The sequence below is a fragment of the Pseudomonas graminis genome (assembly GCF_001705435.1).
GTDB lineage: Bacteria > Pseudomonadota > Gammaproteobacteria > Pseudomonadales > Pseudomonadaceae > Aquipseudomonas > Aquipseudomonas graminis_B.
The window spans coordinates 324,520-349,019 of record NZ_MDEN01000063.1 but is presented as its reverse complement, the minus strand read 5'-3'; the positions used below and the strand labels follow the sequence as shown (position 1 = coordinate 349,019).

Annotated in this window: 12 protein-coding genes and 1 pseudogene; 5 read left to right on the top strand and 8 right to left on the bottom strand. The window is 63.7% G+C overall.

The window, feature by feature from the left end; translation table 11 throughout:
* From BBI10_RS15220 to nudK, 6 genes are all read right to left on the bottom strand, one after another.
* The coding region (locus BBI10_RS15220; protein WP_065989667.1) for a condensation domain-containing protein at positions 1-1,649 on the bottom strand (1,649 nt) is incomplete at its 3' end.
* Positions 1,649-11,383: a non-ribosomal peptide synthetase gene (locus BBI10_RS15215; RefSeq protein ID WP_244160374.1), complete on the bottom strand. Its 9,735-nt coding sequence runs from the start codon at positions 11,381-11,383 to the stop codon at positions 1,649-1,651. The genes BBI10_RS15220 and BBI10_RS15215, both read right to left, overlap by 1 nt.
* 129 nt (positions 11,384-11,512) lie before the next feature.
* The gene (locus tag BBI10_RS15210) at positions 11,513-12,853 is read right to left on the bottom strand and encodes a lysine N(6)-hydroxylase/L-ornithine N(5)-oxygenase family protein (protein WP_065989663.1); all 1,341 of its coding nucleotides are present in this window, start codon (positions 12,851-12,853) and stop codon (positions 11,513-11,515) included.
* 163 nt (positions 12,854-13,016) lie between these two features.
* Positions 13,017-14,711: a multidrug ABC transporter permease/ATP-binding protein gene (locus tag BBI10_RS15205; RefSeq protein ID WP_065989661.1), complete on the bottom strand. Its 1,695-nt coding sequence runs from the start codon at positions 14,709-14,711 to the stop codon at positions 13,017-13,019.
* 45 nt (positions 14,712-14,756) lie between these two features.
* Positions 14,757-15,308: a sigma-70 family RNA polymerase sigma factor gene (locus BBI10_RS15200; protein ID WP_167355800.1), complete on the bottom strand. Its 552-nt coding sequence runs from the start codon at positions 15,306-15,308 to the stop codon at positions 14,757-14,759.
* Positions 15,309-15,455: 147 nt separating this feature from the next.
* Positions 15,456-16,034, bottom strand: coding sequence for a GDP-mannose pyrophosphatase NudK (nudK, locus tag BBI10_RS15195; protein ID WP_065989657.1), 579 nt, complete (start codon positions 16,032-16,034; stop codon positions 15,456-15,458).
* Positions 16,035-16,196: 162 nt separating this feature from the next.
* On the opposite strand from nudK, the gene BBI10_RS15190 reads away from it, so the two are divergent.
* On the top strand, positions 16,197-16,457 hold the full coding sequence (locus BBI10_RS15190; protein ID WP_141695196.1) for a hypothetical protein: 261 nt from the start codon (positions 16,197-16,199) through the stop codon (positions 16,455-16,457).
* A gap of 73 nt (positions 16,458-16,530) precedes the next feature.
* On the opposite strand, the gene BBI10_RS15185 is transcribed toward BBI10_RS15190, so the two are convergent.
* Together BBI10_RS15185 and BBI10_RS15180 are read right to left on the bottom strand one after the other, a co-directional pair.
* Entirely contained in the window at positions 16,531-17,457 is a 927-nt protein-coding gene (locus BBI10_RS15185) for a Gfo/Idh/MocA family protein (RefSeq protein ID WP_065989651.1), read from the bottom strand.
* Positions 17,458-17,523: 66 nt separating this feature from the next.
* On the bottom strand, positions 17,524-18,711 hold the full coding sequence (locus BBI10_RS15180; RefSeq protein WP_065989647.1) for a XylR family transcriptional regulator: 1,188 nt from the start codon (positions 18,709-18,711) through the stop codon (positions 17,524-17,526).
* Positions 18,712-18,899: 188 nt separating this feature from the next.
* On the opposite strand from BBI10_RS15180, the gene xylA reads away from it, so the two are divergent.
* From xylA to BBI10_RS15160, 4 genes and pseudogenes are all read left to right on the top strand, one after another.
* On the top strand, positions 18,900-20,216 hold the full coding sequence (xylA, locus tag BBI10_RS15175; RefSeq protein WP_065989645.1) for a xylose isomerase: 1,317 nt from the start codon (positions 18,900-18,902) through the stop codon (positions 20,214-20,216).
* Positions 20,217-20,516: 300 nt separating this feature from the next.
* A complete protein-coding gene (xylF, locus tag BBI10_RS15170) occupies positions 20,517-21,518 on the top strand; it encodes a D-xylose ABC transporter substrate-binding protein (protein ID WP_065989643.1) in 1,002 nt (333 codons plus the stop codon).
* A gap of 218 nt (positions 21,519-21,736) precedes the next feature.
* A pseudogene (gene xylG, locus BBI10_RS15165) lies at positions 21,737-23,322 on the top strand (D-xylose ABC transporter ATP-binding protein).
* Positions 23,319-24,455: a sugar ABC transporter permease gene (locus tag BBI10_RS15160; protein WP_065989639.1), complete on the top strand. Its 1,137-nt coding sequence runs from the start codon at positions 23,319-23,321 to the stop codon at positions 24,453-24,455. Before xylG ends, BBI10_RS15160 begins: the two are co-directional and overlap by 4 nt.
* Positions 24,456-24,500 lie beyond the last annotated feature (45 nt).

Genomic DNA, 24,500 nt, shown 5'->3' with positions numbered 1-24,500 from the left:
TAATGGGCCAGCTGATTCGCACGCTGATCCAGCTCGCGATAACTCAACACCGCATCGCCAAAGCGCACAGCCTCCCGCTCGGGATGTACCTGCGCCAGCCGCTCAAAATGCCGATGCACAAACGGCTCGGAATCCCAATCCCGCGCCGTGTCATTGACCACCGCCAACTGCGCGCGATCCTCAACATCCAGCAGCTCGAAATCGCCAATCGCTGCATCCGGCCGCTCCAGCAACTCGGCAAACAGCTGCTCAAAACGCCCATGCAAGCGCTCGATGCTGCCGTGATCAAACAGATCCGTGGCGTAATTCCAGTTCCCCGCCAGTTCCCCCGCCGCGTTTTCCCAGGTGTGCAGCGCCAGGTCGAACTGCGCGCTGCCGTTGTCGAGCGGCATCAGCGTGGCGTTGAGGCCGGGCATCAATTGCAGCGCTTCGTCCTGGCGTTGCTGATGGTTGTAGAGCACTTGAAACAGCGGGTTGTGGCTGAGGCTGCGTTCCGGCGCCAGGGCGTCCACCAGTTGCTCGAACGGCAGGTCCTGATGGGCTTGTGCGCCCTGGGAGGCCAGACGAACGTTGTCGATGATCTGGTTGAAACTGGCGTCGGCCTGCACGTCGCCGCGCAGAATCTGGGTGTTGACGAAGAAGCCGATCAGGCCCTCGGTTTCGGCGCGCTGACGGCCGGCAATGGGCACGCCGATGCGCAGATCGGTCTGGCCGCTCATCCGCTGCAACAGCACTTGATAGGCAGCCAGCAGGACAGTGAACAAAGTCACGCCGCGCTGCCGGGCCAGTTCACGCATACGCCCGGACAGTGCCGCGTCGAAGCTGAACGGCAGGCGCGCGCCACGGAAACTCTGGCGCGCCGGGCGTGGACGGTCCGCCGGCAGTTCCAGCACCGGCGGCTCGTCGCCCAGTTGTTGCTGCCAGTAGGCGAGTTGCCGATCACCCTCGCCCGCGTCCAGGCAGGCGCGCTGCCACAGGGCGACGTCGGCGTAGCTCAATGGCAGCGGTGGCAGTGAGTCAGTGTCGTTTTGAATGGCAGCGCGATAGGCTTCGACGAAATCCAGCAGCAGCACTTGAATCGACCAGCCGTCGGCGATGATGTGGTGCAGGCACACCAGCAGCACGTGATCGTCTGCGGCGCGTTCGATCAACGCCAAGCGCCACAGCGGGCCCTGGGCCAGGTCGAACGGGCGTCGGGCGAAGGCGTCGGCCAGTGCCTGCATTTCGGCTTCGTCAGCGGCGTGCAGACGTTCAAATGGCAGCGGTTGACCAGGTTGAATCACCTGCTCCGGCGTACCGTCTTCAGCGGTGGTGAACACTGTGCGCAGGCTGGCATGTCGCTCGGCCACGCGCTCGAACGCCGTTCCCACGGCTGCAACATTTAGCTCGCCCTTCAGGCGCAAGGCACCCGGCAGGTGATAGGTGCTGTTGCCCGGTTCCAGTTGCTCCAGAAACCACAGACGCTGCTGGGAAAACGACGCCGGGCTGCGCTCGCCCGCCACACCCGGTGGCACCGGCAACGACGACGCATCCAGGCCCTGCTCGCGCAGCTTGTTCAAAAACACCCGACGCTGAGCGCTGCCAAGGCTGAGGAAACGCGTGGCCAGGGCCAGCAGCTTGCTCTGTGAAGTCATGCTCGGTTGCGACATCAGTTGCTTTCCTCCAGCTCATTCATTAACTCGTCCAGGGCATCGAGCCGGTCGAGTGTCAGGGTCTGCCCCTGCAAGGTGTCGATCAGCGCCGCCTGGGCGGCGACGGTGGTGGCTTCGAAGGCCTGGGCCAGCGGGATGCTCACCCCGAGGCGCTCGCGAATGCGCGACAGCAGCCGGGTCGCCAGCAACGAATGGCCGCCGAGTTCAAAGAAGTTGTCATGACGACCGACCTGCTCAACCTTCAGCAGGCTCTGCCAGAGTTCGGCGAGGACTTCCTCACGCTCGCCCTGTGGCGCTTCGAACACGCGCTCTTCCAGGCTCGGCGCCGGCAGTGCCTTGCGGTCGAGCTTGCCGTTGGCGTTGCGCGGCATCTGTGCCAGCACGACGACGTGGGCCGGCACCATGAACGCCGGCAAGGTCTGCGCCAGCGCGCTTTTCAGCACGTCGCTAGACAATGCCTGCTGCGCCTCGGCCACCACGTACGCAACCAGTTGCGGGCCGTGGGCCGTCGGTAGCGCGCTGACCACGGCGTCGTGCACCGAGGGTTGGGCCAACAGCAGGTTTTCGATTTCGCCCAGCTCGATGCGCTGGCCGCGGATCTTCACCTGGAAGTCCGCACGGCCGACGTATTCCAGCGCGCCGTCGGCGTTCCAGCGGGCCAGGTCGCCGCTGCGATACAGCCGCGCACCGGTTTCGCCGAACGGATCGGGCAGGAAGCGCTCGGCGGTCAGCCCTGGCCGCGCGGCATAGCCACGGCCGACGCCAACGCCGCCGATGTACAGCTCGCCCACCACACCGGGCGCGGCCAGTTGCAGGTTGGAATCCAGCACGTACAGGCCGTTGTTGTCGGTGGGCCGGCCAATCGGCATGTTGGCGTTGAGGGCGGGCGCGGCGGTCAGGGTGTGCAGCGCGACATCGTCGGCGCACTCCGCCGGACCGTAGGCGTTCACCAGCGGCACCTCGGGGTAGCGGGCAAACCAGCGCGCGGCGAGGTCGGTGGTCAGCGCTTCGCCGGTCGGCAGCAGCCAGCGCAGGGCATCGAGTCGCTGGGGTGCGACCGCGAGCATGGCGTCGATCACCGCCGGCACGCATTCCAGCACGCTGACCTGATTGGCCGCGACTTCTTCCAGCAGGCGCTGCGGGTCCTGCACCACGGCGTCCGGCAGAATCTCCACGCGCCCGCCAAACAGCGGTGCAGTGAGGAATTGCCACACGGAAATGTCGAAGCCGGTGGCGGCGGTCTGGGCAATGACATCGCCCTCGCCCAGGCGCAGATACGGCAGCTTGGACATCTGGTTGTTCAGCATGCCGCGCTGGTTGACCATCACCCCTTTCGGCTCGCCGGTGGAACCCGAGGTGTAGATGACGTAGGCCAGTTGCTCGGCCGTCGCGTAGCGGCCCGGGTTCTCGTCGGCGGACTCATCGGCGCGAGCCAGCACGTCCTCAAGCACCCGCACACGGGGCTTGCGTTCAGCCAGCGCGACAATCGCCTCGACCTGAGGCAGACACTCCCGCGGCGTCAGCAATACCGGCGCGGCGCTGCTGACCAGCATGCGCGCGCTGCGCCCGGCCGGGTGACGATCATCCAGCGCCAGATAGGCCGCACCGGCCTTGAACGCGCCGACGATCATGCTCAACAACGGCAGACCGCGGGGTGCGAAGAGCGCCACCACGTCGTCGCCCTGTACGCCCGCTGCGATGAGGCCGTGACCGATGCGGTTGGCCTGACGATTGAGTTCGCGGTAGCTCAGGCGTTGACCCTGACAACGGGCCACTTCCTGGGCCGGATGGGCCAGCACCCGCGCCTCGAAACGCTCCAGGTAGCTGATGTCGTACCAGTGTTTTTGCACCGGGCCGAGCCCTTGGGCCAGCAGCTGCTCGCGCTCCGTTTGCTCAAGGATCTGCAACTGGCTCAGGGTCTGCTGCGGGTTGTCGATCAACTGGGTCAGCAAGCGGCGGAAATGGCTGACCAGCGTGCCCATCTCGGCGTTGTTGAAGTGCCGGCTGTCGTAGGTCAACTGCAGTTGCAGGGATTCACCCGGCAGCAGCACCACGGTCAACGGGTAGTTGGTGTGAGTACGGTTGGCCAGCGGGTTGATGCGGTATTCGTTCACGGCCTGCTGCACCTCGGCGCCCAACGGAACGTTCTCGAAAACAAACAGGCTGTCGAACAGCGGCTGGCCGCGGGGGGTGTCGGCGAGCAGCTGAATGTCGGCCAGGGACAGGTGTTCGTGCTGGCGCATGTCGGCGTTCTGCCCCTGCAAGGCGTTGAGCAGCTCCAGCGCCGACGCGCCCATGCCCGGCCGGCGGATGCGCAGCGGCAAGGTGTTGATGAACAACCCCAGCGCGCCTTCGATGCCTTCCAGCTCGGTCGGACGACCGGCCACGGTGACACCGAACAGCACTTCGTCGCGGTCGGCATGGCGCATCAGCAACAAGGCCCAGGCGGCCTGCACGAAGGTGTTCGCCGTCAGACGATGCTGACGGGCTTGTTCGGCCAGTTTCGTCGTCTGCTCGACACCCAGGGCCAAGGTCACGTCGCGCATTTGCGAATCACCCTGAGGACTGTGGCGGTACGGCAGTGGCGTGACGTCGGTGAAGCCCGCCAATGCGTTGCGCCAGTAATCGCGGCTCACCGCTTCGTCCTGCTCGGCGAGCCAGGCGAGGAAGTCGCGGTACGGCCGCGCCGGCGGCAGGCTGACCTGACGCCCATCCAGGAACGCGCGGTAATGGGCGAAGAATTCAGTGAGCATCAGGCCCCGGCACCAGGCGTCGATCAAGGCGTGGTGGTGGCTCTGGACGATGCGGAAATCCGCCTCGCCGAACTTGATCAGGCGCAGGCGCAGCAACGGCGCCCGGGCGAAATTGAAGCCCTGCTCGCGCTCGCTTTTCAGCAGGTCTGCAAGCTCGGCCTCGGCGGCGTCGCGGGACAGATGACTGAGGTCGATCAGTTGCACCGGCGACGGCACGCGGCGCATCACAATCTGACGCTGCACGCCGCTTTCCAGCCCATGAAACGCCGTGCGCAACGCCGGGTGTCGCTGCACCACTTGCTGCCAGGCGAATTTGAACGCCTCGAAATCCACATCGGCGCCGACGTCGTACTGATCCTGCATCAGGTAGATGCCGTTGCCCTGCTCCAGCAGGCTGTGCAGCAAAATGCCCTGCTGCATGGGCGCCAGCGGCAGGATGTCTTCGATCTCCCGCGCAGGGATACCCAGCCCATCGAGTTGCGTTTGATTCAACGCCGCCAGGGGGAAATCCGAAGGCGTCAGGCCGGCATTGGTTTCATCGCTGCAATGTTCGATCAGCTGCAGCAGCTGCGCTTCATACAGCGCCACCAGTTGCCCGATGCTGTCGCGGCTGAAGCGTTCGCGGCTGAAGGTCCAATCGAGCTGCAACTGGCCGTCGCGCACCTGACCGTCCACCGCCAACGCATTGGCCAGCGGCCCTTGGGGGTCGCGGAGGTTGCCCGGCGTGCGGCTCGACAATGCGAACAGTGCGCCCTCGCTGTCATCGAAGCGGCCGAGGTAGTTGAAGGTCACGCCCTGCCCGATCAGCTCCGGCAAATCTGCCCTGGCGATGTACTTCAGTATTCCGTAGCCGAGGCCTTTTTCCGGTACCGCGCGCACGGCTTCCTTGACCGCCTTGAGGGTGGCGACTGGGTCATCCGCGGCGTCCAGCGCCAGTGGGTACAGGCTGGTGAACCAGCCGACGCTGCGGCTCAGGTCCAGGGTGCCGGTGGCGTCTTCGCGGCCATGGCCTTCGAGGCTGATGACCTGGCGACGACGGCCGCTCCACTGCCACAGCGCCTGGGACAATGCCGCCAGCAGCAGGTCGTCGATGCGGGTGCGATACGCCGCCGGGGCTTCGCTGAGCAGGCGACGGGTGATGTCTGCGTCGAGGGTCAGGTGCATTGTTTCGCTGTCGCCGATAAGGCTCTCTACCGAAGCATCGCCGGGCAGAGTGGCATCGGCGGCGTTCAGCCCTTGCCAGTACGGCAGTTGGTTTTGCAGCTCAGGGCAATGCGCCAGGGTGTTCACCGACTGCGACCAGGCCTGGAAGCTGGCGGTTTTGTCGGCCAATGCCACGCTCTTTCCAGCCGCCAGTTGGCTGTACGCCATTTGCAGATCTTCCAGCAGCACCCGCCACGACACGCCGTCCACGGCCAAGTGATGGATCGCCAACAGCAACCGCGCTTCTCCCGACGGCAGGCGCGCATGCACTACCCGCAGCAGCGGACCGGTGTCGATGTTCAGGCTGCGCTGGGCTTCGTCGTTGAGCGAATCGAGGTCGTCTTCGCGGCTCAGTTCGCAGGTCCACAGCACGCGCTCGGCACTTTCGCTGTCGCGGTAACGCTGCTGCCACTGGCCCTCCTCGTTCTGATGGAAGCTCAGGCGCAAGCTGTCGTGATGGGTCAGCACCGCGGCGAGGGCCTGCTGCAACCGCGCGGTGTCCAGCGCCTGGGGCACGTCGAGCAACAGCGACTGGTTCCAGTGCTGACGCTGAGCGATGGGCAGGCTGAAGAAGCGCGCCTGAATCGGCGTCAGGGCAAACTCGCGGGGCGCAACGGCTGCCGTGACGGGCGCAGCGGCAGGCTTGGCTTCGGCCACTGTGGCGACCTGGGCGAGTTCGGCGATGGTCTGTTTTTCGAACAGCTGCTTGGGCGTCAGGCGAATGCCCTGACGCCGCGCACGGGCAATGATCTGCAGGCTGAGAATCGAGTCGCCGCCGAGGGTGAAGAAGTTGTCGTGACGGCCCACCGCTTCGACGTTCAACGCCGCTTGCCAGAGCGCGGCGAGTGCAGCTTCGACCCCTTCGTGAGGCGCTTCGAAATCTTCCGATGTTGTGGTCGGCGACGGCAGCGCGCTGGCGTCGAGCTTGCCGTTGGCGGTCAGCGGGAAGGCGTCGAGGGTCAGGATATGGCTCGGCACCATGTAGTCCGGCAGGCTGTGGGCCAGTTGCGCGCGCAGCGTCTCGCCGTCCACCGTTGCACCACTCGCCACCAGCGCATAAGCGATTAATTGGCCGCGATCATCGACGCGGACATGGGCGTCACGCAGGCCGTCCAGCTGGCGCAGGCGCTGGGCGATTTCGCCCAGGGCCACGCGGTAACCACGCACTTTGATCTGATCGTCGGCACGGCCAAGGAACTGAATCTGCCCGTTGACCAGCAAGCGCGCGCGGTCGCCACTGCGGTAGAGCCGCGCGCCGCTGCCCCTCGGGTCCGGAATAAACGCCGCAGCGGTCATCGCCGGGCGCTGGTGATACCCGCGCGCCAGGCCCGGCCCGCCGATGTACAGCTCGCCGACGTCGCCCTGCACCACCGGTTGCAGATGGTCGTTGAGAATCAGCGCCACGGCGTTCGGCAGGGGACGGCCAACGGGCACGCTTTCACCCAATGCGGCTCCAAGAGCCTCATTGCTCAGCACGCCCACGGTGGTTTCGGTCGGCCCATAGTGATTGATGACCCGGCAGCAGGGCTTCAAGCGGTTGACCTGGGCCGCCAGCTCCCACGGCAGCGTGTCGCCACCAAGAATCAGCGCGTGTTCCGGCAGCACATCGGCGGCATTCGTCGCCTGCAACAGGCCGTTCAAATGGGTCGGCACGATCTTCAGCACGCCCACCCTGTGCTCGGCCATGTAGGCGGCGAAGCGGTCGGCGTCGTTGGTGCGGTCGGGGCTGATCAGGTGCAGCGAGCGCGCCGAGCACAGCGCGCCGAACAGCACGGTGTGGCCCAGGTCGGCGCCGACGGTGGAGACCATCGCCATGCTCGCCTCGGGCGTCAGATCAAGCCGGGCGAGCAAGCCCTGGACGTAATCGGCCAGTGCGCCGTGGCTGATCACCACCCCTTTCGGCGTGCCGCTGGTGCCGGAGGTGTAGATCAGGTACGCGGCCTGATCGGCGTGGGGTTGCAGGTTCAGCGCTTGCGCCGGCTGCGCTCGCCACGCAGCGTCGGCCGCCACGCTGATGACGTCGCCATGGAAGTCGCCTGGCGCAGCCACGTCACTGATCAACGCGCTTGCGCCACTGTCGGCCAGCACAAACGCCTGACGTTCGGCGGGCCATTTCGGGTCCATCGGCACAAAAGCGGCGCCACTCTTGAGCACCCCAAGCAGGCTCACGACGAACTCCAGGGAGCGCTCCAGCAGAATGCCCACACGACTTTCTACGCCCACACCCTTCTGACGCAGATGCTGCGCCAGCTGATTGGCCTGGGCATCGACCTCGGCAAAGCGGGCGCTGCGCTGCTCGTCTTGCAGGGCCAGACGATTCGGTTGTGCGCTGACACTGGCATCCCACAGGCTCAGGACATCGGTGGCCGGGAACGTCACGGACTCGGCAGCGAGGCATGAAGGCTCGGCACCGATCTGCAAATCAGCCAGACGCACCTGCGGTTGCGCCACCACTTGCGCGCAGATCCGCAGCAGGTCACCGGCGAGACCGGCGATACGCGGTTCGTCGAACAGGTCGCACGCATAGGTGAACACCGCCTGAATGCCGTCGGCGTCGTCGGTGATGTCCAGACCTAAATCGAAGTGCGCGGAGTAGTCGTCGAGCTGATTGACGTCCATGCGCACGCCGGCCATTTCAACGTTCTGCGGCAGCGGGAACTGCTGGGTGAATTTCACCTGACACAGCGGGTTGTGGCTGAGGTTGCGCGACACGCCGAGGGCTTCGACCAGTTGCTCGAATGGCAGGTCCTGATGGTGTTGCGCACCCAGCGCGGTGTGACGAACCGCCTCGATCAGCGTGCTGAACGACTGCTGCGGCGACACCTCGCTGCGCAGCACCAGGGTATTGACGAACAGGCCGATCAGGCCTTCGGATTCGGTGCAGGTCCGCCCCGCCACCGGCACGCCGACGCGCAGGTCGTTCTGGCTGCTGTAGCGCTGCAACAGGGTTTTGTAGGCGGCGAGCATGACCATGAACAGGGTCGCGCCGTGACGGCTGGCGAGGTCGCGCAGGCCCTGGCTCAAGTCGCGGTCGAGGGCGAGGGCGTAACGGGCGCCGCGATGGCTTTGTTGCGCCGGACGCGGGCGATCGGCCGGCAGATTCAAGACGGTCTGGGCGTCACCCAATTGCTCACGCCAGTAGGCCAGTTGACGCTGCCCTTCCCCACCGGCCAGACGCGCGCGCTGCCAGGCGGCGAAGTCGGCGTATTGAACCGGCAGAGGCGGCAACGTCGGTTGTGCCCCCTTTGCATGGGCGCTGTACAGCGCAGCAAATTCCTTGAGCATGACCTGCACCGACCAGCCGTCGGCGATGATGTGGTGCAACACCAGCACCAGTTGCTGCCGGTCCGGTGCCAACCGCACATTGAGCACCCGCCACAGCGGGCCTTTCTGCAAATCCATTGGCTGCTCGACGGCCGCTCTGGCCAGTTCGCTCAAGGCGGCTGCCGGGTCGGTGTCCTCGCTCAGGTAATGGCGTTCGACCAGCACCGGGCCTGGCGCGTGGATGCGCTGCACCAGCTTTTCGTTGGCGTCGATGGCGAAGGTGGTGCGCAGGCTTTCATGGCGGGCGGCCAGGTCGTCAAGGCTGCGTTGCAGCGCGGCATCATCCAGCGCGCCGTTGAGACTCAGCCGACCGCACAGGTGATAGGCGCTGCTGTCCGGCTCCAGTTGCGCGAGGAACCACAGGCGCTGCTGGGCAAAAGACTGCTCGGGATCGCTGTCACGGGAAATGCGCGGCACGCCCGCAGAGGCTTCGGCACTGCGGCCATGGGTGGAGAGGTGCGCGGCGACGTGGGCGTTGAAGGCGCCAAGGGTCGGATGTTCGAACAGGTGGGCGGGCTCAAGTTTCAGGCCCAACTCGCTGTTCAGACGGGACAGCACTTGCACCACGCCCACCGAATCACCGCCACGGGCAAAGAAGTGATCGGCAGCGATCAGGTCGCTTTTGCCGAGGACTTCCTGCCACGCGGCCCGCACTTCCGACAGCAAAGGCGAAGCCTCAACCGAGACGTCCGCGCTGTCAGCATCGAGCAAACGCCCTTCCTGCCAGATCGCGAAGCTGTCGAGGCTGCCGTTCTGCCAACCACTGCGGCAGGCGGAACGCTGCAGCTTGCCACTGGTGGTGCGCGGCAGTGCGCCCGGCTCCAGCAGCACGATGACCTTTGGCGCCACCAGAAACAGCTCGGACACGGCGTCGCGCACGGCATCGCAGATCATCGGCGGCTTCATCAGGCGGCGCACGTTGCGGCTGATCTCCAGGGCCAGGCCGACGCCTTCGACGCCCTGCTCGTCCGTGACCGGAAACGCCGCGATGCGCCCGCGACGCAGCAGCTCGACGCTCTTCTCCAGCGCCTGCTCGATGTCCTGGGGGTAGAGGTTCTGGCCGTTGAGGATGATCAAATCCTTCAAGCGACCGGTGATGAACAGCTCGTTGTCGCTGGCGATACCCAGATCGCCGCTGCGCAACCAGCGCTGGCCGTCTTCCTCGACGAAGGTCTGCGCGGTGGCTTCGGCGTTCTGCCAGTAGCCCTGGGCGACACTCGGCCCGGTAATCCAGATTTCGCCGACGTGACCCGGCGCGAGGCGCTGCAGCGTGGCCGGATCAACAATACGCAGGTCATGATCGGGCCGGCACCAACCGCATCCCGGCAGACGACTTTTCGCGTTCTGGTTGGCGAACACCGCCTCTGCGGCCTCCCCGGCGGCCAGTTGGCTGCCGTCGAAATGCTTGATGCCGAACGGCCTGTCGCGCTCGGCGGCGCTCACATACAGGGTCGCTTCGGCCAGCCCGTAGCTCGGCGTCAGGGCGCGGCGGTTGAAACCGGCTGGCTCAAAATGTTCGCTGAAGGCATCCAGCGTGGCGATGCGGATCGGCTCGGAGCCGGAAAACGCCAGGCTCCAGCGATCCAGCACCAGGCCTTTCACGGCGGCGGGCTTGATGCGCTCGACGCACAGGCGATAGGCGAAATCCGGGCCACCGGAGAAAGTCCCGCCGTACTGACTCATCGCTTCCAGCCAGCGCGCCGGCCGGCCGAGGAAGTAGTTAGGCGACATCATTGTCAGCGTGCCGCCGTAGTACAGCGGCAACAGCAGGCCGCACATCAGCCCCATGTCGTGGTAAAGCGGCAGCCAGCTGACCCAGCTTTCCGATGCGGGGTCCGAAATGAAGTGCCGGGCCATGGCGATTTCGTTGGCCATGAGATTGTCGTGGGAGACCATCACGCCTTTCGGTGCGCTGGTGGAGCCCGAGGTGTATTGCAGGAAGGCCAGCGACGCGGTGTCGATCAGCGGCGCCTGAAACCCTGCGTGGCCGTCGGCGATTTCTTCCACTGCAGCGAAGCGCCCGCCAGCGGGCATAAAGGGTTGCAACAGGTGTTGGAACTTGTCCAGGTCTTCACGGCGCCCGAGGACCATCTGCGGTGCGGCGTCGTGAAGGATGCCGGTGAGACGGTCGAGGTGGGTCTGGCGGTTGTACTCCGGAGCGAAGGCCGGCACCGCGATGACCCGAGCGTACAAACAGCCGAGAAATGCCGCCGCGTAATCGGCGCCGGTCGGCAGGATCAGCACGCATCGCTCGCCGCCCTGCACGCCGAGGTGCTGCTGAAGGCAGGCGGCAATCGAACGCGCCCTGGCATCCAGCTGGGCGTAGGTGGTCAGCAGCGGCGCCTGGTCCTCGTGGACGATGTGTCGAAGGGCAATCCGGTCCGGCTGGGTCTGCGCATAAAAGCCCACCAGTTCGGGAAAATGCGCGGCCTGATCTCGTATGGATTTCATTCTTTCACCTGTTTGTATCGGCAAGGCTCAACCCGCAGGCAGCGCAACGGCGGCCCACAACGTTGTGAGAAAAGAGTGGGTGGCCGCTGACGACCACCGTTGTGACGGGCTTTGTTTGAAGGCCCGGGCTTAGCGCGCCAGCTTCAGCGCTACGCGAGGCTCAGCCTGCAACGACCCATGCCCAGAGCGCGCCGAACACGGCTGCGCCTGGTCGCCGAAGATCGATTCGACGACTTCCTGGGAGCGGATCGCCAGCACCGATAACAGCGTGTCGCTCAAGCCGTGGCTGTCTTCGCAGCAACCCTGCAGGAAGATGCCCGCTTCGCTGCCGGGGGTCAGTGGCAAACGGTAGTGCCGGTCGACGTTGGCGCCCTCGATGTATTGCTGAATGCCCGAGAGCAGCTCCAGGTGATAGTCGCGGCGGTAGCCGGTGGCGAGCACGACAACGTCGAAGGACTCGCTGTGCATCTGGTCATGGGGCGCATCGCGCAGGAACAGCTCAATGCCGTCGGCGGCCACTTCGGCGTGGACCACTTCACGGTTGGTGAGCATGCGGTGACGCTCTTCGCCGCGCACCTTCTGCTGGTACATGCGCTGGAAAATCGTCTCGATCAGGTCGGTGTCGACCACCGAATAGTTGGTGTTGCGGAACTCGTCGAACAGCGCGACGCGACGCTCCTGGCTGTGGTTGAAAATGGTGTCGGTGAACGACGGGTTGAAGATCTGATTGACGAAGGGGCTGTCATCGGAGGGCTTCAGCGCGCTGCCGCGAATCACCAGGGTGGCCTCGACATTGTCGAAACGCGAGGCCAGGTCTTCGAAGATTTCCGCCGCGCTCTGACCGCCGCCGACCACCGCCACGCGCACCGGGCCGGGGCGATTGGCGAGGAGTTTTTCGATGCCGCCGCGGTAGCCGGCAGAGTGCAGCACGCGGGCATCTTCAAGACCGTCGAAGGCCACCGGCGCCTGGGGAATGCCGCCGATGCCGAACACCAGATTGCGCGCGCGACGGCGGGAGATTTCGCCGTGCTCATCGCGGGACAACACGTCCATGGCGACGAAGCGGCCGTCCTCGAAATGCGGCTCGACCGACATCACTTCGGCACCGTAATGGGCCTGTTCGTTGAAATGCGAGGCGGCCCAGGTCAGGTAATCGGTGTATTCCTCGCGGGTCGGGAAGAAGGTCTTCAGGTTGATGAAGTCCTGCAGGCGGCCGCGCTCGTTGAGGTAGTTGACGAAGGTAAAACGGCTGGCCGGATTGCGCAGGGTCACCAAGTCCTTGAGAAAGGAAATCTGCATGGTGGAACCGTCGATCAGCATGCCTTCGTGCCAGTTGAACGCCGGCTTTTTCTCGAGGAAACACACGTGGGGCGCCAGACCGCTGCGCTGGGCATACTCCTGGGTGGCAATGGCCAAAGCCAGGTTCGACGGGCCGAAACCGATGCCGATGAAGTCGTAGACGAGTTCCATGCTTCCCTCTCGTAAGGCGCGATGCGCGATCGACTCCGGCAAGCCGCGCGACAAAATCGCTGGCGCCGGATGGCAGTTCACGCGCATCAAAAATGTTTAAGACTGATTCTCATTAACATGACGACTGAGGCTGACGGCTGTTTAGTCCCAGTCGCCGAAATTCTTACAGCGCCTCTACTGTCTTCATCTGGTAGGCAGCGCCAATCTCTTCCACCGCGTCGCGGCTGGCGTTTTCCCGGCGATCACCCTGCAGTTCGCTGAGCTGCCCGGACTCCATCTTCACCAGGCGGTCGGCCAGGTCGAAGTACTGGTCGTCGTGGCTGATGGCGAACACCGTCACGCCGGCTTTTTTGAACATCGGCAGCAGCTCGCGGTAGAAGAAGCGGCGGAACAGCGGGTCCTGATCGGCGGCCCATTCGTCCAGCAGCAGGATGTCGCGCTTCTCCAGCAGCGCCAGCATCAGCGCCAGGCGCTTGCGCTGCCCCTGGGAAAAACGCGTGTCGAGCAAGTGCCCGTCGGCGAGCTGCACCTTGTGCTTCATGTGCAGTTTTTCCAGCCAGTGCTCGACGTCAGCGACATCGGCGTTTTGCCCGTCGGCGCCGAGCAATTGAGCAAACAGGTGGAAGTCGGTGAACACGCTGGCGAACAGCTGACGGTAGGCCAGCCAGTCGTCCGAACCGATGACCTGGCCGTCGATCAGGATCGCCCCCGCCGACGGTCGATACAAACCGCTGAGCAAGCGCGCCAGGCTGGATTTGCCGCTGCCGTTGCCACCCATGAGGAACACCGTTTCGCCCCGGCGCAGGGTCAGGTTGACCGGGCCGACATCGAAACCGGGCTCGTCGCCCTGGGGCGCATAGTGGTATTCAACGTCACGCAGTTCGAGGGTTTGCCAGTGGCCGGCGATGTGGCTCGGGGCGACGTCAAAGCTTTCGTGGTGCTCGGCCAGGGCCAGGGACTCGACTTTATCCAGCGCCACGCGCCCGGAGATCTGCGCCGGAATCGCTGCCACCGCCAGCACCAGCGGCGTGCGCATGAACAGCACGGTCAGCGCGTAGGTTGCCGCCACTTCCGTCGGCGCCCAGCCCAGGCCGTTGGCCAGGTAAAACGCCAGGCCAATGGTGCCGAGGACCATGATGTTGGCCCAGTTGCTGGCCAGGCCGTGATAACGATCGGCCAAGGTGAAATGCTCGCGGTAGCGCTGGGCGGCGACGTCGAAGGTTTCTTCGTACAAACGGCGCGCGCGGTCGCGGTTGAGGGTCAGCTCCTTGCGTCCGTCGATCACCCCTTGGTAGCTCTGATAGAGCTTGTCTTCGGACTCACGCAGCGCGCGGATGTGGGCGTTGAGCTTACCCACCAGCAACCAGCCCACCCCCAACGTGAACGCCATCCAGCACAAGGTGGTGATGAACAGCGACGGTGACAGCCAGGCCAGGTAGCTGAACGACGCGACGCTGAGCACCGAGCCGTAGATCAGGTCCGGCAGCTGCACGAAGGCCATGGTCACCGCGCGAATGTCGCTGGACAGGCTGGCGAAAATCTTCGCCCCGCCGATGGATTCGATGCGCTCGATGTTGGTGTCCAGCAGGCGCTTGACCATGACCCGGCGCAGGCCGTAAACGAACCGATGACCCAGCGCGGTCAGCGACAACGACGCCCCGGACGCCAGCGCCAGCAGCACGGCGAGCATCAGGCCGAACTGCCACAGCGCGGTGCCGAGGCCGTCGTGGCTGCTGATCATGCGTTGGTTGACGAAGGCAATCACGCCAACGCTCAACAACCCGCTGCTGACGCTCAGCAGCAGCACCATCGCAAGCGGCCAGCGGTATTGCTGGAAGACCAGACGAACTAATTTCATGGATGACTCCGGGCAGTGAAAACGGGGGACATGGCGCGGCGGTGCCTAGAGCTCGCCGAGCCGCGCGCGGCAGTGAGACAAGGTGTCGCGCAGGAGGAAATTGACCATCGTCGGCGAGGTGCCGATGACCTTGGCCACGTCGCGCTGGGTGTAGCCCTGGATCTGGCTGAGGTCGAAGACGATGCGCATGCGCTTGGGCAGTTCGTTGAGCGCCCCGACCAGCTGATCCAGTGACTCGCGACCGGCCAGCACACGTTCGGGGGACACCTCGAAACGTATCTGCTCTTCATGCTCGGCTTCGGCGCCGTGGTTGCGTTCAAGACGCTGGCGGCGAAGACGGTCGATGGACAGATTGCGCACGACGCGAAACATGTAGCGCGCCGGTTCCGCCGATGCGAGGTCGCTTTCGAGCATCTTCACGAACGCGTCCTGGACCACGTCCTCGGCGCGGGCGCGACAGCCAAGGAATTTTGCCGCCAGGCGCATCAGCGCCTCGCGGTGGGTGTTGTAGGTGCCCATCAGCGCCTCGAGGCGCGGGTCTCTCGCGCCACGGGTGGCGCCAACACAAGGTGAGCCGAGCCGGGTGGGCTGGCTCATTGCAGGGCGAAAATCCATCTTGTTCGACATCCCTGGTAACAAAGGAACGCGAAGGATAACGCAAACGATTCTCATTGCAACGTAAGAAAGTTTACCGATTGGTGAAACTTTCTCGCCGCACCCTGAGTCGTTTCGGCCCTGCAATCCTTATTTCATCAGGCGCAGCTCCAGGTATTGCAGGAGCATGATGGTCTTGCCGTCATTGATTTCACCGCTTTCCACCATGGCGATGGCCCGCTCGAAGTTCAGCTCCAGCACCTCGATGTCTTCGCCCTCCTCTTCCAGTCCGCCGCCGTCGCTGACTCGATCGTCGGGCTGGTATTCGCCGATGAAAAAGTGAATACGCTCGGTCACTGAACCGGGGCTCATGAAGGCATCGAAGATTTTCTTCACCGAGCGCACGACGTAGCCGGTCTCTTCCTCGGCTTCCAGGCGAATGCGCTCTTCGGGGCTGGCGTTGTCCAGCAACCCTGCTGCCGCTTCAATCAAATAACCGCTGTGACCGTTGACGAAGGCCGGCATGCGGAACTGGCGGGTCAGCACGACGGTGCGGCGTTCGAGGTTGTACAACAGAATCGTCGCGCCATTGCCCCGGTCGTACACCTCGCGGGTCTGCGACTGCCAACTGCCGTCGCGGCGTTGCAGCTCGAAGCTGTATTTCTTGAGCACGTACCAGTTGTCAGAGAGGAGTTGTTCATCGGTGATGCGGATGGGGGTGGAAGGCATGGTGGTCCTTATGGGTAGGGGGTGGTTGGATTCGGCTGATTGAGTTGGGGCAGCTACAGAGATTTAAGCAACGACACGGAATTGTGAAAGTGACACGGATTTTGTGGGGGCAAGCTTGCTCGCGAAGAGGCCGAGGCATCCGTTACATCTCTGGCGCCTGAAATGACGTCTTCGCGAGCAAGCTCACTCCCACATTGCCTGCATGTGCCACTTCATCTGCGTTCCTGGCAAAACCCCGAACTATTGTTTCCATCGATTGCCAACATACTCACGAACGCCGTTCAGTTTGCCTGCGCAAATCCGGATGATGGCGACACTGATTACCCAGACAAGGATTTGCCCGCAATGTCCATCAACATGACCATTCTGTTGGCCCTCATCGTTTCGTTTTCCATTGCCCTGGTTGGCGTGGTGCATATCTGACACTGGCTGCAGATACGCATTAGGCGCCGAAGCCCGGTCCGGCACACCAGATCAGGCCATCGGTCGTCACTTTTTACTCGTGAAACGCCGCTACCGTCTCCTTACTGCCGACAAAAAAACTGTCGGCGACGATGCGCAGTGGCTGCAGATCCAGGTCGCTCTTGCCCCCGTCGATCAGGCGCGCGAAGTGCCCGTACATCGCCGGGTACTCGCCCTCCTCCGATACGGCCTGGGTCACGCCGTCGATGCTGACCTGCGCGCCGCCCGCGTCCAGACGCATCACGCCCTCGTCGCACTGCAGCTCGATACTCCACTGCTCGTTGACGCTGTGATCGAAATCCAGTTCGGCAATCACCTGCACGTTCTCACCGGAGCGCATCTGCAACGACGCCGCAATCGGCGACTGGCAGTTGCTCGGCACGCTGAGGTTCGCCGATTCGACGAACAGCGCACGGGGCAGCAATTCGGTCACGATCGACAACGCGTTGACCCCCGGATCGAACACCCCCAGCCCGCCCGCCTGCCAGATCCACGCCTGACCCGGGTGCCATTTGCGCACCTGCTCTTTCCAGTCAATCCGCACCTGTTTGAGGGTCTTGCCTTCAAGCCATTGCACCGCGTTGCCCACGCCCGGGGCGAAACGTGAATGCCAAGCGAACAGCCCGCTGACGCCCGCTGCATTGACCTCGTCGATCAGGGCAAGGGCTTCACCGAGGGTAGAGCACGGCGGCTTCTCCACCAGCACGTGTTTGCCGGCTTTCAGCGCCTGTTCAACCAGCGCAAAACGCCCTTGGGGCGGCGTGCAAAAGGCGATGGCGTCCACCGCCGGTCCTTCGGCCAGCAGTTCAGCCAGGGAGCTGAAATTGGGCACGCCCGGGCAGTGCTGGCCCAGCGTCGCCACAGCCACCAGCTCAAAGCGGTCACTGCCGTGGATCGCCGGCACATGCTGGTCCTGGGCGATCTTGCCGTAACCCACCAGCCCTAAACGAATCGGATGCATCGATGACTCCTGTGATGTTGTCGTTGTTATGACAGACGCGCCCCAAACGAGACGCGCTAAAGCAATTCAATGAAGCGGTGCTGCCTCGCCCTGCTGGTATTCGCGAGGGGTGCAGCCGAACTCCCGGCGGAACACGGTGTGCAGGTATTGCGCGGACTTGAAGCCGCAGTTTTGCGCGATGTCGGCGATGGCCGAGTCACCGTGTTTCAGCCCTGAAGCGGCGGCGGTCAGTTTGAAGCTCAGAATCTCGTCATGCACGCTGCAGCCGCGTTCCTTGCGAAAGTGTGATTCCAGGGAAGAACGGGAAATGCCGACGTAGCCCGCGACCTGGGCGGTCTTGATGCCCTGGCACGCGTACTGGCGAATGAAATGCAGCGCCTGCATGACGTACGGATTGCCCAGCGGCTGATGCAGGCTGGAGGCCTGAACGTTGATGGCCTCGGGTGGCACCAGAATCTGGCGAGCGGTCGAGGGCATGCCGTGGAGCATCTGGTGCAGCAACTGCGCCGCCGTGCGCCCCATCAGCTGGGTGCCTTGCGTCACCGAACTGAGCGGCACCCGCGTGAGGGTGCGGGTCAGCGGGTCGTTGTCGATGCCGATCAGCGCCACCTGCTCGGGCACCGCAATGCCCGCCGTCAGACACGCCTGCAGCAACTGCCGGGCGCGGGCGTCGCTGACGGCGATGATGCCGATGGGTTTGGGCAGGCTTTGCAGCCAGGTGATCTGCTGTTCGACGGCGCTGTCCCACAACGGCGCGCTGGTGCTCAGACCGCGATAGACCTCGCCGTACAGACCGTCACGCTGCAACAGCCGGCGAAAGGCTTTCTCACGCTCCTGGGCCCAGCGATTGCTCTGGGCTTCCGGCAGGCTGAAACAGGCGAAGCGGGTCAGACCGGCCTCGATCAGGTGCTCGTAGGCCAGCTTGATCAGGGCGAAGTTGTCGGTAGCGACGTAGGGAATGTGCTTCGGGTAGGCCCGCTCGTCCTCGTAGGAACCGCCCACGGCCACCACCGGCAAGGTGCTGCCGGCCAGCGCCTCGCCGATCAGCGGATCGTCGAAGTCGGCAATGATGCCGTCGCCCTGCCAGCGCTCGATGCCCTTCAGGCGGCAGAGAAAGTCCTCTTCCAGGAACAGATCCCAGGTCGCGCGGGTGCTGCTCAGGTAATTGCCGATGCCGGTGATGATGCCGCGGTCGTAGATCTTGCCGCCGTTGAACAACAGCGCGATGCGGTGAGCGGGCGGGACGGTTTTCATTATTGTTCCCCGGGCCTGTGAAGCGAGTCGGCACAGACTAGGCCTGCGCCGGGGGAATCTCAATACTCAAAATCGAACACCGAGTTGGTGATTTTCGCAATCGGCGCGGACGGGGCCGTTGCTAGTATCGGCACACAGGCAATCACACATCGCCCGTCAACGCTGGCAAGAATAATAAGGAAACCCCGATGCCCTGCTTCCCCGATGTCGACACCATTCGCTACGAAGGCCCCGGCAGCGAGTCGCCCCTCGCCTTCCGCCATTACGACGCCAACAAGATCGTCCTCGGCAAGCCCGTGCGCGAACACCTGCGCATGGCCGCGTGCTACTGGCACACCTTCGTCTGGCCCGGCGCTGATATGTTCGGCGTCGGCACCTTCAAGCGGCCATGGGTCAAGCCGGGGGACGCCATGGAGCTGGCGCGCTTGAAGGCCGATGCAGCATTCGAATTCTTCTCCAAGCTGGGCATCGACTACTACAGTTTCCACGACACCGACGTCGCCCCCGAAGGCGCCAGTCTGAAAGAGTACAGCCGCAACTTCGCGCAGATGGTCGACGAACTCGAACGCCATCAGGAACAGAGCGGCATTCAGCTGCTGTGGGGCACCGCCAATTGCTTCAGCAACCCGCGCTTCGCCGCCGGCGCTGCGAGTAATCCGGACCCGGAAGTGTTCGCCTTTGCCGCCGCTCAGGTGTTCAGTGCGATGAACGCGACCCATCGGCTCAAGGGCTCGAATTACGTGCTGTGGGGTGGCCGCGAGGGTTACGAGACGCTGCTCAACACCGACCTTGCGCGTGAGCGCGAGCAATTGGGCCGCTTCATGTCCATGGTGGTCGAGCACAAACACAAGATCGGTTTTACCGGCGACCTGCTGATCGAGCCCAAACCCCAGGAGCCGACCAAGCACCAGTACGATTACGACACGGCCACGGTGTTCGGCTTTCTGCAACAGTTCGGCCTGGAGAAAGAGATCAAGGTCAATATCGAGGCCAACCACGCCACCCTCGCCGGCCACAGTTTTCACCATGAAATCGCCACGGCGGCGTCCCTCGGCATCTTCGGCAGCATCGACGCCAACCGCGGTGATCCGCAGAACGGCTGGGACACCGATCAGTTCCCCAACAGCGTCGAAGAGCTGACCCTGGCCACCTACGAAATTCTCAAGGCCGGCGGTTTCAAGAACGGCGGCTACAATTTCGATTCGAAAGTGCGCCGGCAGAGCCTGGACGAAATCGATCTGTTCTACGGCCACGTCGCGGCCATGGACGTCCTCGCGCTGTCGCTGGAACGGGCTGCTGCGATGATTCAGGACGATAAGCTGCAAGCGTTCAAGGACCAGCGCTACGCCGGCTGGGACCAACCGTTCGGGCGCGCCGTGCTGTCGGGGGACTTCAGCCTGGATTCTCTGGCGCAACACGCGCTGGACAACGAACTTAACCCGCAGGCCGTGAGCGGCCGCCAGGAAATGCTCGAAGGCGTGGTGAACCGGTTTATCTATCCCTGACAGCAGGCGCCCGCGATTCACATGCAGGACCGGCGAGGTCATCACCAAATCCGCTGGATGGACGCGATGCTTTTCGTAGGACCGGCTTCAGCCGGGAAGAGGCCAATGCGTGCAACATTCATCTTGCGGTGTGACGCCAACAGCTTCCCGGCTAAAGCCGGTCCTACTAAGGGAATTGCGTTGGTTACATTCTCACGACAATTCCCTGCTCGCGGCGCGCGGCCAGTATCTACAGTTCCACCGGCAAACCCATACATGCTCGAAAAGTGTCTTTAAACAAAAATAACAGGACGCAACCCAATGAAGAGTTTCAAGACCACCCTGCTCGCCAGTGCTCTGGCCCTGCTCAGCCTGCCCGTCATGGCCGATTCGGCCCATCCGAAAATCGGCTTTTCCATCGATGACCTGCGCCTCGAACGCTGGGCCCGGGACCGCGATTACTTCGTCGCGGCAGCGGAGAAAATGGACGCCAAGGTCTACGTACAGTCCGCCGATGCCAACGAAGGCAAACAGATCTCCCAGATCGAAAACCTGATCTCCCGCGGCGTCGACGTCATTGTCATCGTGCCGTTCAACGCCACCGTGCTGACCAACGCCGTCGCTGAAGCCAAGAAGGCCGGCATCAAAGTGGTGTCCTACGACCGGCTGATCCTCAACGCCGACATCGACGCCTATATCTCCTTCGATAACGAAAAAGTCGGCGAAATGCAGGCGGCGGGCGTGCTCAAGGCAGCCCCGAAAGGCAACTACTTCCTGCTCGGCGGGGCACCCACCGACAACAACGCCAAGGTCCTGCGCGAAGGCCAGATGAAAGTGCTGCAGCCAGCCATCGACAAGGGCGACATCAAAATTGTCGGCCAGCAGTGGGTCAAGGAATGGAACCCGACCGAAGCCCTGAGCATCGTCGAAAACGCCCTGACCAAAAACAACAACAAGATCGACGGCATCGTCGCCTCAAACGACGCCACCGCCGGCGGCGCGATTCAGGCCCTCGCCGCGCAGAAGCTGGCCGGCAAGGTGCCCATTTCCGGGCAAGATGCCGACCTGGCAGCGGTCAAGCGCGTGATCGACGGCACCCAGACCATGACCGTCTACAAACCGCTGAAACTGATCGCATCGGAAGCGGCAAAACTGTCCGTGCAACTGGCGCGCAATGAAAAGCCTACGTACAGCTCGCAGTACGACAACGGCACGAAGAAGGTCGACACCATCCTCCTGACCCCGACGCCGCTGACCAAGGACAACATTGATCTGCTGGAGAAGGACGGGTTTTACACCAAGGATCAGATCGCCGGGAAGTAATCACTTTTTGCAGGTTGCCATAGCTGCAATGTGACCCCTGCACCGACACCTGTAGGAGCGTGGCTTGTCCCGCGAGCGGCGGGGAACCCGTCGTAAAACCTGACACTGTGGTTTGCCTGACACAACGCGTCTGCTGAATTTACGACTGATTCGAAGCCGGTCGCGGGACACGCCGCGCTCCTGCACAAGAACTCCGGCCTGTCCTGGAATACCGCGCCATGTCCGACTATCTGCTGCAAATGAACGGCATCGTCAAATCCTTCGGCGGCGTCAAGGCGCTCAATGGCATCGACATCAAGGTGCGGGCCGGCGAATGCGTCGGCCTGTGCGGCGAGAACGGCGCCGGCAAATCGACCCTGATGAAAGTCCTCTCGGCGGTCTATCCCCACGGCACCTGGGAGGGTGAAATCCTCTGGGACGGCCAGCCGCTGAAGGCGCAATCCATCAGCGAAACCGAGGCGCCGGGATCGTCATCATTCACCAGGAACTCACCCTCGTCCCCGACCTGTCGGTGGCGGAAAACATCTTCATGGGCCATGAACTGACCCTGCCGGGCGGGCGGATGAATTACCCGGCGATGATTCACCGCGCCGAAGCCCTGATGCGCGAACTGAAAGTGCCGGACATGAACGTCGCCCTGCCGGTCTCGCAATACGGCGGCGGCTATCAGCAACTCGTGGAGATCGCCAAGGCGCTGAACAAGCAGGCGCGACTGCTGATCCTCGACGAACCCTCTTCGGCCCTGACCCGCTCGGAAATCGACGTCCTGCTCGACATCATTCGTGATCTCAAAGCCAAAGGCGTCGCCTGCGTCTACATTTCCCACAAGCTCGATGAAGTCGCTGCCGTCTGCGACACCATCTCGGTGATCCGCGACGGCAAACACATCGCGACCACGGCCATGGCGGACATGGACATTCCCAGCATCATCACGCAGATGGTCGGCCGCGAGATGAGCAACCTCTACCCCACCGAACCCCACAGCGTCGGTGAGGTGATTTTCGAGGCGCGCCACGTCACCTGCTACGACGTCGACAACCCGAAGCGCAAACGCGTGGACGACATCTCCTTCGTGCTCAGGCGCGGAGAAATCCTCGGCATCGCCGGGCTGGTCGGGGCCGGCCGCACCGAACTGGTCTCGGCACTGTTCGGCGCTTACCCGGGACGCTACATCGGCGAAGTGTGGCTGGACGGTAAAGCCATCGACACGCGCACACCGCTCAAATCCATCCGCGCGGGGCTGTGCATGGTCCCCGAGGACCGCAAACGCCAAGGCATCATTCCGGACCTGGGCGTGGGCCAGAACATCACCCTCGCCGTGCTCGACAGCTTCGCCCACCTGACGCGAATCGACGCCGAAGCCGAGCTGGGCAGCATCGACAAGGAAATCGCGCGGATGCACCTGAAGACCGCGAGCCCGTTTCTGCCGATCACCAGTCTGTCCGGCGGCAATCAGCAAAAAGCCGTGCTGGCGAAAATGCTGCTGACGAAGCCACGGGTGCTGATACTCGACGAGCCCACTCGCGGTGTGGACGTTGGCGCCAAGTACGAGATCTACAAACTGATGGGTGCGCTGGCGGCCAGCGGCGTGTCGATCATCATGGTGTCGTCGGAGCTGGCCGAAGTGCTCGGCGTCTCCGACCGGGTGCTGGTGATCGGCGACGGCCAGCTGCGCGGGGACTTCATCAACGAAGGGCTGACCCAGGAACAGGTGCTCGCGGCCGCACTCAGTCAGTCCGGCGACACTGCGCACAACAAAAACAATAACGACCGGCCCGGTGCTGTGGGAGACGCGCGTCAATGAATCAACTCAAGCAACTGTTCACCCGCTACAAAATGCTCGCGCTGGTGATCGCCATCGCGGTCATCTGGCTGTTCTTCAGTTGGGAAACCGACGGGGGCTTTCTGACGCCGCGCAATCTGTCCAATCTGCTGCGGCAGATGTCGATCACCGGGATTCTGGCCTGCGGCATGGTGCTTGTAATCATCAGCGGTGAGATCGATCTGTCGGTGGGGTCGTTGCTCGGCCTGCTCGGCGGCGTGGCGGCGATTCTCGACGTGGTCTACCACCTGCCGCTGCCGCTGAACCTGTGCATCGTCGCCGGCTGCGGGCTGTTGATCGGTCTGGCCAACGGCTGCATGACCGCGTACCTGCGCATCCCGTCATTCATCGTCGGCCTGGGCGGCATGCTCGCGTTTCGCGGCATTCTGCTGGGGATCACCGGCGGCACCACCATTGCGCCGGTGTCGCCGGAGCTGGTCTACATCGGCCAGGGGTATCTGCCGCCGCTGGTGGGGATCGTGCTTGGCGTGCTGCTCTTCGCGCTGACGCTGTTCCTGACCTGGCGTCAGCGCAGCAACCGCGCTTTGCACGGGCTGGCGGCCCATTCACTGGTTCGGGATGTGGTGCGGGTCGTGGCGATTGGCGCCGTCCTGGCGGGCTTCGTCTATACGCTGAACAGCTACGACGGGATTCCGGTGCCGGTCCTGCTGCTGTTGGTCCTGCTCGGCGTGTTCAGCTACATCACCACCCAGACCGTGTTCGGCCGGCGCATCTACTCGGTGGGCAGCAACATGGAAGCCACGCGGCTTTCCGGCATCAATGTGCAGGCGGTGAAATTGTGGATCTTCGGCATCATGGGCGTCATGTGCGCCCTCGCCGGCCTGGTCAACACCGCGCGCCTGGCTGCGGGTTCGCCGTCGGCGGGCAACATGGGTGAACTCGACGCCATCGCCGCCTGCTTCATCGGCGGCACCTCCATGCGCGGCGGCTCGGGCACCGTCTACGGCGCCCTGCTCGGCGCCCTCGTCATCACCAGCCTGGACAACGGCATGTCCATGCTCGACGTCGACAGCTATTGGCAGATGATCGTCAAGGGCAGCATTCTGGTGCTGGCGGTGTGGGTGGATGTGAGCACGCGGGCGGGACGGCGATGATTGTCAATGGGCTTGAGCCACGCCATTTTCAGCGCCTGGAATAAA

Bases quoted from the DNA above. Each gene is read 5' to 3' on its own strand.
- xylA (WP_065989645.1), top strand. From the start codon at position 18,900: ATGCCCTGCTTCCCCGATGTCGACACCATTCGCTACGAAGGCCCCGGC.
- BBI10_RS15215 (WP_244160374.1), bottom strand. From the start codon at position 11,383: ATGAAATCCATACGAGATCAGGCCGCGCATTTTCCCGAACTGGTGGGC.
- BBI10_RS15160 (WP_065989639.1), top strand. From the start codon at position 23,319: ATGAATCAACTCAAGCAACTGTTCACCCGCTACAAAATGCTCGCGCTG.
- BBI10_RS15210 (WP_065989663.1), bottom strand. From the start codon at position 12,853: ATGGAACTCGTCTACGACTTCATCGGCATCGGTTTCGGCCCGTCGAAC.
- BBI10_RS15205 (WP_065989661.1), bottom strand. From the start codon at position 14,711: ATGAAATTAGTTCGTCTGGTCTTCCAGCAATACCGCTGGCCGCTTGCG.
- xylF (WP_065989643.1), top strand. From the start codon at position 20,517: ATGAAGAGTTTCAAGACCACCCTGCTCGCCAGTGCTCTGGCCCTGCTC.
- BBI10_RS15190 (WP_141695196.1), top strand. From the start codon at position 16,197: ATGACGTCTTCGCGAGCAAGCTCACTCCCACATTGCCTGCATGTGCCA.
- nudK (WP_065989657.1), bottom strand. From the start codon at position 16,034: ATGCCTTCCACCCCCATCCGCATCACCGATGAACAACTCCTCTCTGAC.
- BBI10_RS15200 (WP_167355800.1), bottom strand. From the start codon at position 15,308: ATGAGCCAGCCCACCCGGCTCGGCTCACCTTGTGTTGGCGCCACCCGT.
- BBI10_RS15180 (WP_065989647.1), bottom strand. From the start codon at position 18,711: ATGAAAACCGTCCCGCCCGCTCACCGCATCGCGCTGTTGTTCAACGGC.
- BBI10_RS15185 (WP_065989651.1), bottom strand. From the start codon at position 17,457: ATGCATCCGATTCGTTTAGGGCTGGTGGGTTACGGCAAGATCGCCCAG.